This is a genomic window from Streptomyces sp. JH002 (genome assembly GCF_050916115.1).
In the GTDB taxonomy this organism is placed as follows: domain Bacteria; phylum Actinomycetota; class Actinomycetes; order Streptomycetales; family Streptomycetaceae; genus Streptomyces; species Streptomyces xiamenensis.
This window is the reverse complement of record NZ_CP087989.1, coordinates 2,948,238-2,963,731: the sequence shown is the minus strand read 5'-3', so window position 1 is coordinate 2,963,731 and position 15,494 is coordinate 2,948,238. Positions and strand designations below refer to the sequence as shown.

Annotated in this window: 11 protein-coding genes and 1 tRNA gene; 7 read left to right on the top strand and 5 right to left on the bottom strand. The window is 69.3% G+C overall.

All coding sequences use genetic code 11. The features are described from left to right. Positions 1 to 8: 8 nt before the first annotated feature. Positions 9 to 494 (bottom strand): PH domain-containing protein, encoded by a 486-nt coding sequence (locus H7827_RS13365; protein ID WP_390116058.1) that lies wholly within the window; start codon positions 492 to 494, stop codon positions 9 to 11. A gap of 147 nt (positions 495 to 641) precedes the next feature. Here H7827_RS13365 and H7827_RS13360 point away from each other — a divergent pair, with 147 nt between their 5' ends. The 3 genes from H7827_RS13360 (at position 642) to purM (ending at position 4,253) form a co-directional block, all read left to right on the top strand. Further along, the gene (locus H7827_RS13360; RefSeq protein WP_386537045.1) at positions 642 to 1,427 is read left to right on the top strand and encodes a sterol carrier family protein; all 786 of its coding nucleotides are present in this window, start codon (positions 642 to 644) and stop codon (positions 1,425 to 1,427) included. A 102-nt stretch (positions 1,428 to 1,529) separates the two neighbouring features. Beyond that, complete coding sequence (purF, locus tag H7827_RS13355; RefSeq protein WP_375878023.1) at positions 1,530 to 3,071, top strand: amidophosphoribosyltransferase; 1,542 nt, start codon at positions 1,530 to 1,532, stop codon at positions 3,069 to 3,071. 108 nt (positions 3,072 to 3,179) lie between these two features. Next, positions 3,180 to 4,253: a phosphoribosylformylglycinamidine cyclo-ligase gene (gene purM, locus H7827_RS13350; RefSeq protein ID WP_432745265.1), complete on the top strand. Its 1,074-nt coding sequence runs from the start codon at positions 3,180 to 3,182 to the stop codon at positions 4,251 to 4,253. A gap of 116 nt (positions 4,254 to 4,369) precedes the next feature. Here purM and H7827_RS13345 read toward each other — a convergent pair whose 3' ends face one another. Together H7827_RS13345 and H7827_RS13340 are read right to left on the bottom strand one after the other, a co-directional pair. Next, the gene (locus H7827_RS13345; protein WP_386537050.1) at positions 4,370 to 4,672 is read right to left on the bottom strand and encodes a DUF3073 domain-containing protein; all 303 of its coding nucleotides are present in this window, start codon (positions 4,670 to 4,672) and stop codon (positions 4,370 to 4,372) included. Between the two features lie 294 nt (positions 4,673 to 4,966). Next, positions 4,967 to 6,100 (bottom strand): Leu/Phe/Val dehydrogenase, encoded by a 1,134-nt coding sequence (locus H7827_RS13340; protein WP_432745262.1) that lies wholly within the window; start codon positions 6,098 to 6,100, stop codon positions 4,967 to 4,969. A 439-nt stretch (positions 6,101 to 6,539) separates the two neighbouring features. Here H7827_RS13340 and H7827_RS13335 point away from each other — a divergent pair, with 439 nt between their 5' ends. After that, positions 6,540 to 7,478 carry a hypothetical protein gene (locus H7827_RS13335; RefSeq protein WP_432745260.1) on the top strand — a complete coding sequence of 313 codons (939 nt, stop codon included), beginning with the start codon at positions 6,540 to 6,542 and terminating at the stop codon, positions 7,476 to 7,478. A gap of 451 nt (positions 7,479 to 7,929) precedes the next feature. Next, complete coding sequence (gene bldC / locus H7827_RS13330; RefSeq protein ID WP_019431930.1) at positions 7,930 to 8,136, top strand: developmental transcriptional regulator BldC; 207 nt, start codon at positions 7,930 to 7,932, stop codon at positions 8,134 to 8,136. Between the two features lie 503 nt (positions 8,137 to 8,639). Here the strand turns inward: bldC and H7827_RS13325 are convergent. After that, positions 8,640 to 8,714: transfer RNA gene (locus H7827_RS13325), tRNA-Asp, on the bottom strand. An 82-nt stretch (positions 8,715 to 8,796) separates the two neighbouring features. Next, positions 8,797 to 12,744, bottom strand: coding sequence for an ATP-dependent RNA helicase HrpA (gene hrpA / locus H7827_RS13320; protein WP_432745257.1), 3,948 nt, complete (start codon positions 12,742 to 12,744; stop codon positions 8,797 to 8,799). 77 nt (positions 12,745 to 12,821) lie between these two features. Here hrpA and H7827_RS13315 point away from each other — a divergent pair, with 77 nt between their 5' ends. Together H7827_RS13315 and H7827_RS13310 are read left to right on the top strand one after the other, a co-directional pair. Further along, positions 12,822 to 13,826, top strand: a complete 1,005-nt coding sequence (locus tag H7827_RS13315; RefSeq protein ID WP_432745254.1) for an ABC transporter permease — start codon at positions 12,822 to 12,824, stop codon at positions 13,824 to 13,826. Positions 13,827 to 14,115: 289 nt separating this feature from the next. After that, positions 14,116 to 14,667: a hypothetical protein gene (locus tag H7827_RS13310; protein ID WP_432745252.1), complete on the top strand. Its 552-nt coding sequence runs from the start codon at positions 14,116 to 14,118 to the stop codon at positions 14,665 to 14,667. Positions 14,668 to 15,494: the final 827 nt, after the last annotated feature.

Genomic DNA, 15,494 nt, shown 5'->3' with positions numbered 1-15,494 from the left:
GGCCGGTCTCAGTCGTCGACGCGGTCCAGCGCCTCGTACACCCGGTTCTTGAACTCCTCCGGGCTGGGCACGTGCTTGAAGGTCATCTTGCCCTGCTCGGAGGCGGACTGGACGTGCAGCGTGCCGTACCGCATGATCCGCTCCCACAGCGAGGCCGAGAACGACACGTCGTTCACCCGGCTCAACGGGATGCTGCGACCCACCTTGTTGAGGAAACCGGTGCGCTTGTGCAGGCGCTTGGTGGTCAGGAAGTACACCGTCGAACGCCATTGCAGCATCGGCACCAGCCACCGCCAGATGATCGCGATCCCGGCGAGCCCCAGCACCACCCACGCCACGGGGGAGCCGAGGTCCCCGATGATCAGCGTCAGTACGGCCGCCACCGCCGCGATGACGACCAGTTGCACGAACTCACTGACCAGCGTGGTCCAGTGCTGCCTGGTCTCGTAAAGGAGTTCTTCGTCGTCGGCGAGGTAACGGTCCGCGTAAGCCATACCGGGAGCATGGCACAGCGCGCCGAGGCCACAGCCGCCCTCCGGCCACTTGGTATCAGGTTGTCATGTCGTTGCCACCACGCTCCCACCCCACTTCACCTCCCCAAACACTGATCTTCCCGCAGGAATGGCCGTAAGCTCCCTCCCATGTGTGCCGTCCGGCGCAAGTCGCGCGCCTACCACCCCGACCGAGTCCGTGACGCGCTGCTCGCGCAGGTGGAACACGTACGGCTGGCCGCCCACGCCCTCACGCCCGAGCAGCTCGCCCGGCCCGCCGCCCTGCCGGGCCGCGACGTCAGCTCGCTGCTCGCGCACATCGCGGGCCAGATCGACGCCGTCCCCCGGCTCCTCGCCCAGCCCGCCCCCGCCGCCACCCGGCCCGCGCTCGATCTCGACGAGTGGGCCGTCCACCCCGGCGCCGGCATCGGCGACGCCCCCGAGGCCGCGGGCGACCCGGTGGAGGCCATCGACGCCGCCGCCGAGGAGCTGGACGCCGTCCTGGAGACGGCCGTCCGCGAGGACCTCCTCCTGCCGCACCGCTTCGGCCCGATGCGCGGCCTGGACTTCACCGTCACCCGGGTGGTGGAGCTGGTGGTGCACAGCGACGACCTGACCCGCTCCCTGCAGAGCCCCGTCCGGCTGGACCGCGGTGCCCTGGCCATCTCCGTCCGGGTGCTGGCGGACGCCCTGGCCGCCAAGGCCCCCGGCAACTCCACCGAGCTGCGCGTCCCGCCGTTCGTCGCCGTCCAGTGCCTGCCGGGCCCCCGGCACACCCGCGGCACCCCGCCCTCGGTCGTCGAGGCCGACCCCATCACCTGGCTGCGGCTGGCCACCGGCCGCGCCACCTGGGCGCAGACCGCCGCCACCGGCCGGCTCAGGGCGAGCGGCGAACGCGCGATCTCCCTCGCCGGTCAACTGCCCGTGCTCGGCTGATGTCACAGGGTGCGGAAACGGGGCAGGTCAGGCACCCGCTGGGGGATGTCTCACAATCCACTGGTTCTTCCCCAGCGGAGAACCTGTCCTAGACTCAACCACGTGCCTCGTGGTGATGGACTCCTCAGCCACGACCTCGACCCCGGTGAAAAGGGCCCGAGGGACGCTTGCGGCGTCTTCGGTGTCTGGGCCCCGGGCGAGGAGGTCGCCAAGCTCTCCTACTACGGTCTGTACGCACTCCAGCACCGCGGACAAGAGTCCGCGGGCATCGCGGTGAGCGACGGATCCAAGATTCTGGTCTTCAAGGACATGGGACTCGTGTCCCAGGTCTTCGACGAGACCTCCCTCGGCTCCCTGCGGGGGCATCTGGCCGTCGGCCACAACCGGTATTCCACCACCGGTGCCTCCACCTGGGAGAACGCCCAGCCGACGTTCCGGGCCACCGGCCACGGTTCGATCGCGCTCGGCCACAACGGGAACCTCGTCAACACCGCCGACCTCGCCGACCTGGTCGCCGAACTCCCCACCGACCACGGCCGCCGCCAGCGCGCCGCGGTCACCAACGACACCGACCTCGTCACCGCGCTGCTCGCCGGCCAGCGGGACGAGGCCACCGGGGAGCCGCTGACCGTCGAACAGGCCGCCCCGATCGTGCTGCCCCAGGTCAAAGGCGCGTTCAGCTTCGTCTTCATGGACGAGAACACGCTGTACGCCGCCCGCGACCCGCAGGGCATCCGCCCGCTGGTCCTGGGCCGCCTGGAGCGCGGCTGGGTGGTCGCCTCCGAGCAGGCCGCCCTGGACATCGTGGGCGCCTCGGTCATCCGCGAGGTCGAGCCCGGTGAGCTGATCGCCATCGACGAGAACGGTCTGCGGTCCTCCCGATTCGCGGACGCGAAGCCCGCGGGCTGCGTCTTCGAGTACGTGTACCTGGCCCGCCCCGACGCCGAGATCGCCGGCCGGAACGTGTACGTCTCCCGGGTGGAGATGGGCCGCCGGCTCGCCGCCGAGGCACCGGTCGAGGCCGACCTGGTCATAGCCACGCCCGAATCCGGCACCCCCGCCGCGATCGGCTACGCGGAGGCCAGCGGCATCCCGTACGGATCGGGACTGGTCAAGAACAGCTACGTCGGCCGTACCTTCATCCAGCCCAGCCAGACCATCCGGCAGCTCGGCATCCGCCTCAAGCTCAATCCCCTCAAAGAGGTGATCCGCGGCAAGCGCCTGGTGGTCGTCGACGACTCCATCGTCCGCGGCAACACCCAGCGCGCCCTGGTCCGCATGCTGCGCGAGGCCGGCGCCGCCGAGGTCCACGTCCGGATCAGCTCCCCGCCGATCAAGTGGCCCTGCTACTACGGCATCGACTTCGCCACCCGCGCCGAGCTGATCGCCAACGGCCTGTCGGTCGACGAGATCGGCACCTCCCTGGGCGCCGACTCCCTCGCGTACATCTCCATAGACGCGATGATCGAGGCCACCACCATCGACAAGCCCAACCTCTGCCGGGCCTGCTTCGACGGCCAGTACCCCGTCGAGCTGCCCGACCCCCAGGTGCTCGGCAAGGATGTCCTGGAGCAGGAAGACGCCCGTACCTCGCTGACGCTGCTGACCGGTCCCGGCGCCGCCGACGCGCTGCGCCGCCCCTAGCCGCGGGCGGCCGGGCCCGTACGACCGACCCGACCGCGAGGCGGGTACCTCCCGTACGGGCCCCGCACCTTCCCCTTTCCCCCCGCCCCATCCACAGAGAGACGCGCGATGACCACCCACTCCGGGCAGCCCGGTGCCAGCTACGCGGCCGCCGGTGTCGATATCGAGGCCGGCGAGACCGCCGTCGAGCTGATGAAGAAGTGGGTGGCCAAGACCCAGCGCCCGGAGTCCGTGGGGACCCTCGGCGGCTTCAGCGGGCTCTTCGACGCCTCCGCGCTCAAGAACTACCGCCGCCCGCTGCTGGCCTCGGCCACCGACGGCGTCGGCACCAAGGTCGCCATCGCCCAGCGCCTGGACATCCACGACACCATCGGCCACGACCTGGTCGCCATGGTCGTGGACGACCTGGTCGTGTGCGGGGCCGAGCCGCTGTTCATGACCGACTACATCTGCGTCGGCAAGGTGCACCCCGAACGGGTGGCGTCCATCGTCAAGGGCATCGCCGAGGGCTGTGTGCTGGCCGGCTGCGCGCTGGTCGGCGGCGAGACCGCCGAGCACCCGGGGCTGCTGGGCCCCGAGGAGTACGACGTGGCCGGCGCCGCCACCGGTGTGGTCGAGGCCGACCGGCTGCTGGGCGCCGACCGCATCCGGTCCGGCGACGCGGTGATCGCGCTCGCCGCCTCCGGCCTTCACTCCAACGGGTACTCCCTGGTCCGCCATGTGCTGCTGCGGCAGCTGGGCTGGGCGCTGGAGCGCGAGGTGCCCGAGCTGGGCCGCACCCTCGGCGAGGAGCTGCTGGAACCCACCCGGATCTACTCCCTGGACTGCCTGGCACTGGCCCGGGACAGCGAGGTGCACGCGTACTCGCACATCACAGGCGGCGGCCTGGCCGGCAACCTCGCCCGCGTCATGCCCGAGGGGCTGCACGCCCGGGTGGACCGCGGTACCTGGAGCCCGCCGCCCGTCTTCGGCCTGGTCGGCGACGCCGGCAAGGTGGCGCGGCCGGAACTGGAGCGCACGCTCAACATGGGCGTGGGGATGGTCGCCGTGGTGCCGCCGCACGCGGTGGACGGCGCGCTGGCGCTGCTCGCCGAGCGCGGAGTACCGGCATGGGTGGCCGGTGAGGTGACCGAGCGTGCCGAGGGCGATGAGGCCGTGACGCTCAGTGGTGACTACGCCTGATAGGCGAGGGGCAGTCCGTGGACAGCACAGCACCCGGTCCGGTGGTGGTGGTACCGGGACCGGGTCGCGTGCTGCCGTCGCTCAGCAGGCTGCTGAGGAACTGCCTGAGATTCCGCTCAAGTGCCCCGGCGTTTCGGGGCACCGGACGAGCCGGAGGACCCATGGGACCTGCCGGTCCCCTGTTCGTCCTCGTCCTCGTCGCTGTCGTCGCCGTACATCTCCGCGTACTTCGCGTACGGGTCGTTGTCCAGCTCATCGTCCAGCTCTTCGTCGTCCTTGAACTGGTCGCCGTTCGGCGGCTCGTTCGACGGCGATGCACCCAGCTCTTCGGCCAGACGTGTCAGATCGGTTCCGCCACTGCTGTACTTCAGCTGGCGGGCGACCTTCGTCTGCTTGGCCTTGGCCCGGCCGCGCCCCATTGGCTCGACCCCCTCAACGACGGAGCCCAACGGCCCCGGAGTGTTGACATCCGTTCATAAAGGAGAGCGGGCTCTCGGACGAGGACCCGATCCATCGGGTTTCAACCGTACCTGCTTCCGCGCGCCTGCGGTACGCCGTCCGCAGGTCCCGGGTCGCCCGAACGATTCCGGTGAAACTCTCCTTGCTGGTCAGCGGCGATTTTACCTTCTTTCGGAGCGCGACTCGCCCTAGGGGTGGTGACATGTCTTACCCGGGGGGCGAGCCGCCGCCCCCGTACGCCCCGCGAGGGCGTCTCAGCGTGGGCCCGCCGCCGCGATCCTGGCCTCGGCGATCCGGTCGGCGGCCACCGCCGGCGGGACCCCCTCGGTGTCGGCGCGCTCGAAGATCTCCAGGGTCGTCCCGTAGATCAACTCGGCCTTCGCCTTCGCACGTGCGAACTCAAAACCGTGGAGTTCGTCGGCCACCTGGATGACCCCGCCCGAGTTCACCACGTAGTCCGGCGCGTACAGAATGCCCCGGTCCGCGAGGTCCTTCTCGACGCCCGCGTGGCCCAGCTGGTTGTTGGCCGCTCCGCACACGATGCCTGCGGTCAGCACCGGCACCGTGCGCTCGTTCAGCGCGCCGCCCAGCGCGCACGGGGCGTAGATGTCCAGGCCCTCGGTGGTGATCAGCGCCTCGGTGTCCGCCACCACCCGTACCCCGGGGTGCGCGTCCTTGACCCGCGCCACCGACTCCGCGCGCACATCGGTGATCACCACCTGGGCGCCCGCCCCGATCAGGTGCCCGGCCAGCAGGTGACCCACCTTGCCGACGCCCGCGATGCCCACCGTGCGGCCGGCCAGGTCCGGGGTGCCCCAGCGGTGCGCCGCCGCTGCCCGCATCCCCTGGAAGACGCCGAAGGCGGTGAGCACCGAGGAGTCCCCGGCGCCGCCCTGCTCGGGGGAACGCCCGGTGGTCCAGCGGCACTCGCGCGCCACCACGTCCATGTCGGCCACGTAGGTGCCCACATCGCAGGCGGTGACGTAACGGCCACCGAGCGAGGCGACGAAGCGCCCGTACGCGAGCAGCAGTTCCTCGCTCTTGAGGGTGTTCGGGTCACCGATGATCACGGCCTTGCCGCCACCGTGGTCCAGGCCGGCCAGGGCGTTCTTGTAGCTCATCCCGCGCGCCAGGTTGAGGGCGTCGCGCAGCGCGGCCTCCTCGGGCACGGCCGCGCCGGAGTAGGCGTGGAAGCGGGTGCCGCCGAGCGCCGGGCCCAGGGCGGTGGAGTGGAGGGCGATCACGGCCTTGAGTCCTGAAGCCCGGTCCTGGCAGAGCAGGACCTGCTCGTGGCCGCCCTGCTCGGAGCGGAAAAGGGTGTCCAGGACGGAGCCGGAGGGGGCGAAGGGAACACTGTCGGCGCTGACAGCGGCTGTTACGTCGGTCACGGTGGTGACTCCTGCGCTACGCGGCGGATGCCCTCCAAGTGGTCGGGAGGGCCTGCTGAGACGAGCTTAGGGCTTGTCCGACGGATAGCGCCGGTCAGGCCCGCGGCTCCCCCAGCCTTCGGCCGGGAGGTACCCCCAGGTGCGGTGCGTCGCAGGGCGGAGGGGCGTCCTCGTAGTGGGCTACTCGGGCGTCTCGACAGCTCTGCCTCCAAGGTCTTCGCAAGAAGAGCAGAGACGGAGCGAAGCGGAGTGCGGCGAGGTGCCGTGCCAGACGCCGCGGGCCGGGCGGGATCCATCAGACAGGCCCTGAAGCCTGATGCCGCGCAGGGGATGCCGTGGGTGCGTCACACTGCCACGATCGAGGGGTGTGCGGCGGCGCCCCCGGCGGGACCGGGCGGGCCGCCCGTGCCGCCGGAGCCGGGACTTGGAGGGACCGCACGTGTCGAAGGTGCCGTACGCGGCGTATCTACGGGTGTACGAGCCGTTGGGGGCGTTCCCCGAGCCGGAGCGCGCGCACTGGGCGCGGTACGCCGAGCGCGGGGACATCCCGGGGCCGCAGGAGGAGCTGCGGCGCTCGATCCGCGAGCTGATCGCGGTGCCGGGACGGGTGGTGCCGCCCAAGGAGAGCGCCGACGCGTTCGTGGCGGTGGTGGACGGGGTGGTGTGCGTGTGCCCCTGGCGGACCCGGCTGCGCTCCTGGGAGGCGCTGGGTGAGGTGGGGCACTGGCTGATGCCGCAGTCGGTGCTGGACGCGGCGCTGCCGCCGCAGGCGCGGGAGCGTGCGGTGGAGGAGTACGGGCGCTGGCGGGAGCGGAACCCGGACGCCCGGCCGTGGATCAGGTCGGCGCTGTGGCATGTGCCGGTGCGCTGGTTCGCGCTGTTCGCGGACGAGGAGCGGGAGTTCACGGCGGCGGAGCCCGCGGGGGAGGGGCTGGGGGAGGGGAGGCCGGCGGCGCTGCGCTACCGGACGCCGATGGTCCGGGCCCGGCAGCGGGTGGCGCGCGGGCTGCGGACGGTGCGGGACGCGGCCCGGCAGGCGGCGGCCGAGGCGCCCTCCGAGGTGGGGGCGCGGGAGGAGAAGGAGGAGGAGCTGGGGGCACCTCCCGGCCAGGGGCTGGGGGACGGTCCGCTGGCGGCGGCGCTCACCGATGTGGGTCGCTGGCTGGAGGAGTTTCATCCGCGGTCACTGGTCGAACTGGACTACGGCGGATTGGTCTATACGATCACTGAGGAACAGCTCGCCGCCGATCGCTCGGCGGCGGAGGTCGCGGCGGGGCTCTCGGCGTTGGCAGAGGGCGACCTGGAGCGGGCGGGCAGGCTGTACGAGGAGCTGACCGAGCGCTGGATGACCGTCCGGGAGCGCCAGTTCGCCAACTGAGGGCCGACCGGGACGCCGGGCCATGGGACTAAAGGCCCAAGCGTGATGGAAGGCACTCTAAGGAAGTCTTGTCAGCAACCCGTCTCCTCGTGCCAAAATAGGACAAGGAGCCCGATCGGGCTTCTTCTATCCGTCGAAGGGCGGATAGATCGGTAATGCACTCCTTGGTGCGCCAGATGCGGACTGATCAGGATAGTGACTGATTGTCACCCATCGATAACTGTCCGCTATGGCATGGTCCATCGGCTTCCGCCGAGGTTGAACACCTGAGAGCGCAATTCCATCGGTTTGGCCGACCCGGCTGGACGGATGGTGTAGTTGTAGTGCCGAGGACAAGCCGTTCGTCCTATAACCGACTCGGCCCGCGTCTGCCATTTCGGGCAACGCGGGCCAAGGTGCAGAATTTAGAGGAAAGAACCGTGATGGTTCGGTTCTCCCGAGGAGGCCGCTCATGACCGCTCGCACCCCTGATGCCGAGCCGCTGCTGACCCCGGCTGAGGTTGCCACGATGTTCCGCGTCGACCCCAAAACGGTCACACGCTGGGCAAAGGCGGGCAAACTCACGTCTATCCGCACGCTCGGTGGGCACCGCCGCTACCGCGAAGCGGAGGTGCGCGCACTGCTGGCGGGCATCCCGCAGCAGCGCGGCGAGGCCTGAGCCAGCAGCACAGCAAGCGCAACACCCTGCAACACCTGGCTACACCCGGTAAAACCCCAGTACAACCCAGGTTTCGGGGCCCCCATCCCGGCCTCCTGGTCATAGATCGCGTCGGACTCCGCCGGGTCCGGCGCGATCTGCTTTTCCCCCGGCGTACGCCGGGGTGCCGGCTTCCGGGTCCTTCCGGCATCTTTCGGGGGATCTTCCGGAAGCCCTCTGGGGGCGGTGCAATTGCACATATTAAATAAGCGGGTGTCTCTGCGGGGTCGAACCAGCCCGCTGAGCGATCGTTCCAGGTGACTCCCGTCACACGGGGAAACTCTTGTCCGCACGGCAGTTGCTGAGGTAGTGCGAACCCTTCGCTCCGGGCCGGCCCGCTCCTTCGCGGCGGGGCCCGTTCATCCTCTGCCCCTCTCCTTCCCCTCAACTCCCCTTTTCCATCGGGGTAGTTGAAAACGTGACACAAAAAAACCGGACCCCCTGTGGGGGTCCGGTTCGTGATGCGGTCCTGACGGGATTTGAACCCGCGGCCTCCACCTTGACAGGGTGGCGAGCACTCCAAACTGCTCTACAGGACCTCGTTCCTTGCGTCGATGACTCTACCCCACCGCCGGGGCGCGGAGCCAATCGGAAGATCGGCCCGCCGCACCGCCGGCCGGCTCAGCGCGCGGGCCCCGGCACCAGCGCGTCGATGGCCTTCACGATCCGCTTGTCGGAGATCGGGTACGCGGTGCCCAGCGCGTGCGCGAAGTAGCTCACCCGCAGCTCCTCGATCATCCAGCGGATCTCCCGGGCCTGCCGCGGCACCGGGCGCCCGGCAGGGAACTGCTCCAGCAGCCACGCGTACTCGTCCCGCATCTCCGCGACCTTGGCCATCCGCGCCCGGTCCCGCTCCGCCTGGTGCGGCAGCTGCTGCAACCGCCGGTCCACGGCCGTCAGATAGCGCAGCAGATCGGCGAGCCGGCCGGCCCCGTGCGCCGTGACGAAGCCCGGACGCAGCAACTCGCCCAGCTGCTGCCGTACATCGGCCACCGAGGAGGCCAGGACGGGACTGGTGGTGGCCTTCAGCCGCCGCTCGCACGCCTGCCAGGCGATCAGCACCTGCCGCACCTGCCGCACGATCTTGAGCGTCAGATCGACGATGTCGGCGCGCACCGCGTCAAAGAGCTTGGTGAAGCTCTCCTGGTCCCACACCACCCCGCCCCGGTCGGCGATCAGCCGGTCCGCCGCCGCCGTCACGCAGTCCGCCAGCAGCGCCTGCACGCTGCCGTGCGGGGAGGCGGCCAGCGCCAGCTTCGCCGCGTTGTCCAGCTTGCCCACCGCGAACTTCGCCGGATCGGAGGGCAACTGGAGCATGACCAGCCGCCGCACCCCCGGCCACATCGCGGCGAGCTGCTCCTCCTCGGTGTCGAACAGCCGCACCGCGACGCTCGACCCCTCGTCCACCAGCGCCGGATACGCCTGCACCGGCTGCCCGGCCCGCCGCGTCTCGAACCGGCGCGGCAGCGTCCCCACCGTCCAGGAGGTGATGCCGCCGCGCTGCTCCAGGGCCACCTGGGAGGTCTCCCCGCCCGCGGCCTGCCCGGACGCCTTGAACGCCCGCGAGATGGCCTCGCGCGTCTTGGGCTTGAGCGCCAGCCGCAGCGCCTCCAGGTCCTTGTCCTCGCCGAGCGTCCGGCGCCGCTCGTCCACCACCCGGAAGGTGATGCGCAGATGGGCCGGCACCGCCTGCGGCGAGAAGTCCTCGGCCGACACCCGTACCCCGGTCATCCGCTGGAGCGCCGCCGCCAGCTCCACGCGCAGCGGCCGGGAGGTCGGCCCGGAGAGCCCGGCCAGGAAGCGGGCGGCGTAGTTCGGCGCCGGTACGCAGTGCCGCCGGATCGGCTTCGGCAGCGAGCGGATCAGCTCGGTCACCAACTGCTCGCGCAGCCCCGGGATCTGCCAGTCGAAACCGTCCGGGGTGGCCTGGTTGAGCACCTGGAGCGGTACGTGCACGGTGACGCCGTCCGCGTCCGTGCCCGGCTCGAACTGGTACGTCACCCGGAAGGAGAGCCGGCCCTGCCGCCAGGTGTCCGGGTAGTCCGCCTTGGTGACGCCCTCGGCCCGCTCGTTGATGAGCATGGACTTCTCGAAGTTGAGCAGATCCGGCTCGTCGTGGCGCTTCTTCTTCCACCAGGAGTCGAAGTGCGCCCCGGAGACGATCTCTTCCGGAAGCCGCTGATCGTAGAAGTCGTACAGCGTCTCGTCGTCCACCAGGATGTCGCGGCGCCTGGCGCGGTGTTCCAGCTCCTCGACCTCGGCGAGAAGCGCGCGGTTCTCCCGGAAGAACTGGTGCTGGGTACGCCAGTCGCCCTCCACCAGGGCGTTGCGGATGAACAGGTCCCGGCAGGTCTCCGGGTCGATCCGGCCGTAGTTGACCTTGCGCTGGGCGACGACGGGGATCCCGTACAGCGTGACCCGCTCGTACGCCATCACCGCCGCCTGCTTCTGCTCCCAGTGCGGCTCGCTGTACGTGCGTTTGACCAGGTGCTGGGCGAGCGGCTCGATCCACTCCGGCTCGATCTTCGCGTTGACCCGGGCCCACAGCCGGGAGGTCTCCACCAGCTCGGCCGACATGACCCAGCGCGGCGGCTTCTTGAACAGCGCCGAGCCGGGGAAGACCGCGAACTTGGCGCTGCGGGCACCCAGGTACTCGTTCTTGTCGGTGTCCTTGAGCCCGAGGTGGGAGAGCAGCCCGGCCAGCAGCGACTGATGGACGACGGTGGGGGAGGCGGCCTGGTCGCCGGGGGTGACCCCCATGGTCTTCCCGACCGAGCGCAGCTGGGCGTAGATGTCCTGCCACTCCCGTATGCGCAGGTAGTTCAGGAACTCGGTGCGGCACATCCGGCGGAAGGCGGAGGAAGACAGCTCGCGCTGCCGCTCGCGCACGTAGTCCCACAGCGCGACCAGGGCGAGGAAGTCGGACTCCTCGCCGGGCCCCTCGCGGAACCGCCGGTGCTTCTCGTCGGCCGCCTGCTGCTTGTCGGCGGGGCGCTCGCGCGGGTCCTGGATGGACAGCGCGGCGGCGATCACCATCACCTCGCGGGCGCAGCCGTTGCGGCCGGCCTCCAGCACCATCCGGGCCAGCCGCGGGTCGACCGGCAGCTGGGAGAGCTTGCGCCCGGTGTCGGTGAGCTTGGCGCCGTGCAGCGCGCCCAGCTCCTCCAGCAGCTGCACGCCCGCCTTGACGCTGCGGTGGTCCGGGGGGTCGATGAAGGGGAACTTCTCGACCTCGCCCAGGCCGGCCGCGTTCATCTGGAGGATCACGGAGGCGAGATTGGTCCGCAGGATCTCGGCATCGGTGAACTCGGGCCGGGAGAGGAAGTCCTCCTCCGAGTACAGCCGGATGCAGATGCCGTCGCTGGTCCGCCCGCAGCGGCCCTTGCGCTGGTTGGCGCTGGCCTGCGACACCGGCTCGATCGGCAGCCGCTGCACCTTGGTGCGGTGGCTGTACCGGGAGATGCGGGCCGTCCCCGGGTCGATCACGTACTTGATGCCGGGCACGGTGAGCGAGGTCTCGGCCACGTTGGTGGCGAGCACCACCCGCCGCCCGCTGTGCTGCTGGAAGACCCGCTGCTGCTCGCTGTGCGAGAGCCGCGCGTACAGCGGCAGGATCTCGGTGAACCGCAGCCGGCGCTTCTCCAGCGCGTCGGCGGTGTCCCGGATCTCGCGCTCCCCGGAGAGGAAGACGAGGATGTCGCCGGGCCCCTCCCCCTGGAGCTCGTCGACGGCGGCGCAGATCGCGGAGACCTGGTCGTCGTCCTCCTCGGGCTCCCGGTAACGGACCTCGACCGGGAACGTCCGCCCGGACACCTCGATGATCGGCGCCGCCCGCCCCTCCCCGGGGCCGAAATGCCGGGCGAAGCGCTCGGGGTCGATGGTGGCCGAGGTGATGATGATCTTCAGATCGGGCCGCCGGGGCAGCAGCTGGGCGAGGTAGCCCAGCAGGAAATCGATGTTGAGGCTCCGCTCGTGGGCCTCGTCGATGATGATCGTGTCGTACTTCAGCAGTTCGCGGTCGTGCTGCACCTCGGCCAGCAGGATGCCGTCCGTCATGAGCTTCACCAGGGTCGAGTCCCCGACCTGGTCGGTGAACCTGACCTTCCAGCCCACCGTCTCCCCCAGCGGCGTCCCCAGCTCGTCGGCGACCCGCTGCGCGACGGTACGGGCCGCGATCCGGCGCGGCTGGGTGTGGCCGATCAGCCCGCGCACCCCGCGCCCCAGCTCCAGGCAGATCTTCGGGATCTGGGTGGTCTTCCCGGACCCGGTCTCACCGGCCACGATCACCACCTGGTGGTCGCGGATCGCGTCGCGGATCTCGTCCTTCTTCTGGCTGACGGGCAGCTGCTGGGGATAGACGATCGCCGGCAGCGCGGCCCGGCGCGCCGCGACGCGCAGCTCGGCCCGGTCCATCGCCTCGGCGATCTCGGCCAGCACGGACTGCCGCGCCTCGGGCTTACGGATCCGGCGGGCACCGTCGAGCCGCCGGCCGAGCCGCCGCTCGTCGTGCAGCATCAGCTGGGGCAGGCGCTCGGCAAGGGCGGCGGGGGAGGGGGGCTGCGTAGACATACGGAGTCAAGAGTCTCACCTGGCGGCGGGGAGCGGCGAACCAATATCGGGGAGATTTATCCCTTTAGAGTGCGTATGTGAGTCGCTGGCAGGCGTTCAAACACTCCCCCTACTACGCGGCGGTGGTCATCTCCCTGCTGGCCGCCGTCGGCGCGGCCGTCTTCGCCGGGGCGTACACCTACGCCCTCGCCAACCCCACCCCGCACCGGATGCCGGTGGCGGTGGCCGGCGAACCGGAGCCGGCCAGGACCACCGCGTACGTCTCGGCCCTGGAAGAAGCCCTCCACACCACGCTGCGCATCCACACCTACCCGGATTATCCACAGGCTGTGGACGCAGTGGAGCGGCAGCGGGTCTTCGCGATCGTGCGGGAGCGGGACGACGCGATCGAACTGTCGGTCTCCAGCGCCTCGGGCGCCTCGGTGGCCGAACTGCTGAAGACGGCCGGCCCGGCGGCGGGCCACACGATCGGCGCCCAGGTCACGGTGACCGACCTCAAGCCCCTGCACTCCGGCGACCCACGCGGCCTGGCGCTCTTCTACATCACCCTGGCCGCGGTGATCATCGGCTTCCTCGGCACCATCCAGCTCAGCGTCCACGCCTCCCGGCTCACCCCGGGCGAGCGCATCGTGGCGGTGGCCGGCTTCTCCGTCCTGGGCGGCTTCCTCATCGCGGCCACCGTGGACTGGATCCTGGACGCGGTCCCGCTGCCGCTGATCAGCTGGCTCCAGCTCATGCTGACGATGTTCACCGCGGGCATGGTCTTCACCGTCTTCAACACCTTCTTCGGCCGCTGGGCGCTGCTGCCGACATGGGGCCTCCTGGTCATCCTGGGCAACCCGGCCTCCGGCGGCCCCGTCTCCTGGCCACTGCTCCCCGCCGCCCTGGGCATCCTGGGCCGCTGGCTCCCCCCGGGCGCCTCGGTCAACGCCCTGCACAACGCGGTCTACTTCCACGGATACCAGCACCTGCAGCCCTATCTGGTCCTGCTGGGCTGGGCCCTGGTCTCCTCGGTGATCTTCTGGACCTGGCGCACCCGCCACCCCGGCGGCCGGGAGAAACACGAAAGCCCCGCGCTGTGAGGCGCGGGGCTTGTCGATGAAGGAAGGTGGCTGGGGCCGGGGTCGAACCGGCGACCTTCCGCTTTTCAGGCGACCCCACCATCCCGTGCCGTGCCCCCGCGCCCTGTGTCGCCTGCTGCCGAGGACTGCCCTGATGCGCTGACATCCATCGACGTTGATGTCACCACTGATGTCAGTGCCAGTCGATAGCCTTCAGTCACGCTGGCATATCAGCTCAGTACCCCATCACAGCGGGTCGTCAGCGACGTGTCGGTGTCCACGAAGGTAGATCTCCTGAAAGGGAAAGTGCGTGGGTGGACTCATCGCTACAAGCATTCCGGCGATCGCTTCAGTACTTGCGGCTATCGTTGCGTCCTGGTCCGCTCGGGCCGCTCGACGTCACGATGCCGCAGCGCAGCGGCTCCGAGATTTGGAGCAAAAGGTCTCCGAGAGGAGATATGGCACCTACAAGCCCATGATCGATCTCCTCGCCAACGTGCTGGATCCGGAGGCCGTCAAAGAGATTGTTGCCAACGGCGAGAAGTTCCGAAAGGATGTCGCCGAGTTTGCGGCTTGGATCAGTATTTACGGATCTGATGAAGCGGTGGATGGATTCCATAATTTTATGCAGTCCACATATCACAATGCTCCACCTGGAGTTCTTTTGAAGCTTTATGCGGAGTTCGTCTTGTCGGCCCGCCGCGACATGGGTAACCCCGAGACTGAATTGTCTGTCTCGCGCGTTCTGGGAATGCGGATTAAAGACATCTATGGCTCGGAACTCTTGAAAAGTGTAGACCGGCCCCTTGCAGCCGTGTGCAGGGAGAATGACTGGGTGCCGCCATGGCAGAGCACATCCTGAGCTGCATCCCTTCAGTCGTTGAACTGGAGAGCGAGGTGACGAAGGCGCACCCTGACGAGTTGGCTGGACTGCTAAGAGGCCACGCAGTATGAGCTCAAGTCTCGGTGGCATGCCTCGGAACATGATCATCTGCTGAGTAGGAGCCCGGGGTGTTCCGTGGGCATGTTGGCGGAACCCCTGCGTGTCGACCTGCATGTGTCTGGCTCGCCAGGTAAGTTCCGCCGAACGGCTGACAACTAAGGGTTCGTTGCCGCATACTGATGAGTGCTCGGTGGGTGACTTCTCCAACAATCCGCTGCCCAAGTGAGGGCCTGGTAGAGGGAGAAGACAATGGAACCGATCTCGCTGCTGCTGATCGCGGTCATTTTGTTGATCGTGCGTAACCGGTAGCTAGTCGGCCGCACCGAGCGCCGAGGGCCTCCTTGTGAGGCCCTCGGTCTATGTTGTAGGGGGTTCCTTCATGCGTAGCCCCAGGGGGGCGGGTCCGTCTCGCTGATGGTTTCGCGGTTGGTGACCTGAGCAGGATCGATGGGTCGGCGGGGGCTGGCTTGGAATGCTGGCCGTTGCCCGCATGCATGTTGGGCCGAATGTCAGGCGACGTGCAAGCTTGGTGCCTTTGGTGCCTATCTCTAGCGGTGATTGCCGAATGGGGCTGCGAGCTGGGTGCTTACGTGCCTGATCACCGTCGAGCTCGATCCAGCTCTCAAGTATCCAGGCCAGGGCTGCAATGGCAACATACGTTCGACTTAAGTCCAAGGGCTGGAACACGAGAGGGGCGCTACCCTGGTCGCGCTCTAGAGTGCCCTTATCCGATTTGAAGACATGCG

Coding starts and splice junctions, on each gene's coding strand:
- hrpA (WP_432745257.1), bottom strand. CDS start 12,744: ATGTCTACGCAGCCCCCCTCCCCCGCCGCCCTTGCCGAGCGCCTGCCC.
- H7827_RS13360 (WP_386537045.1), top strand. CDS start 642: ATGTGTGCCGTCCGGCGCAAGTCGCGCGCCTACCACCCCGACCGAGTC.
- purM (WP_432745265.1), top strand. CDS start 3,180: ATGACCACCCACTCCGGGCAGCCCGGTGCCAGCTACGCGGCCGCCGGT.
- bldC (WP_019431930.1), top strand. CDS start 7,930: ATGACCGCTCGCACCCCTGATGCCGAGCCGCTGCTGACCCCGGCTGAG.
- H7827_RS13365 (WP_390116058.1), bottom strand. CDS start 494: ATGGCTTACGCGGACCGTTACCTCGCCGACGACGAAGAACTCCTTTAC.
- H7827_RS13345 (WP_386537050.1), bottom strand. CDS start 4,672: ATGGGGCGCGGCCGGGCCAAGGCCAAGCAGACGAAGGTCGCCCGCCAG.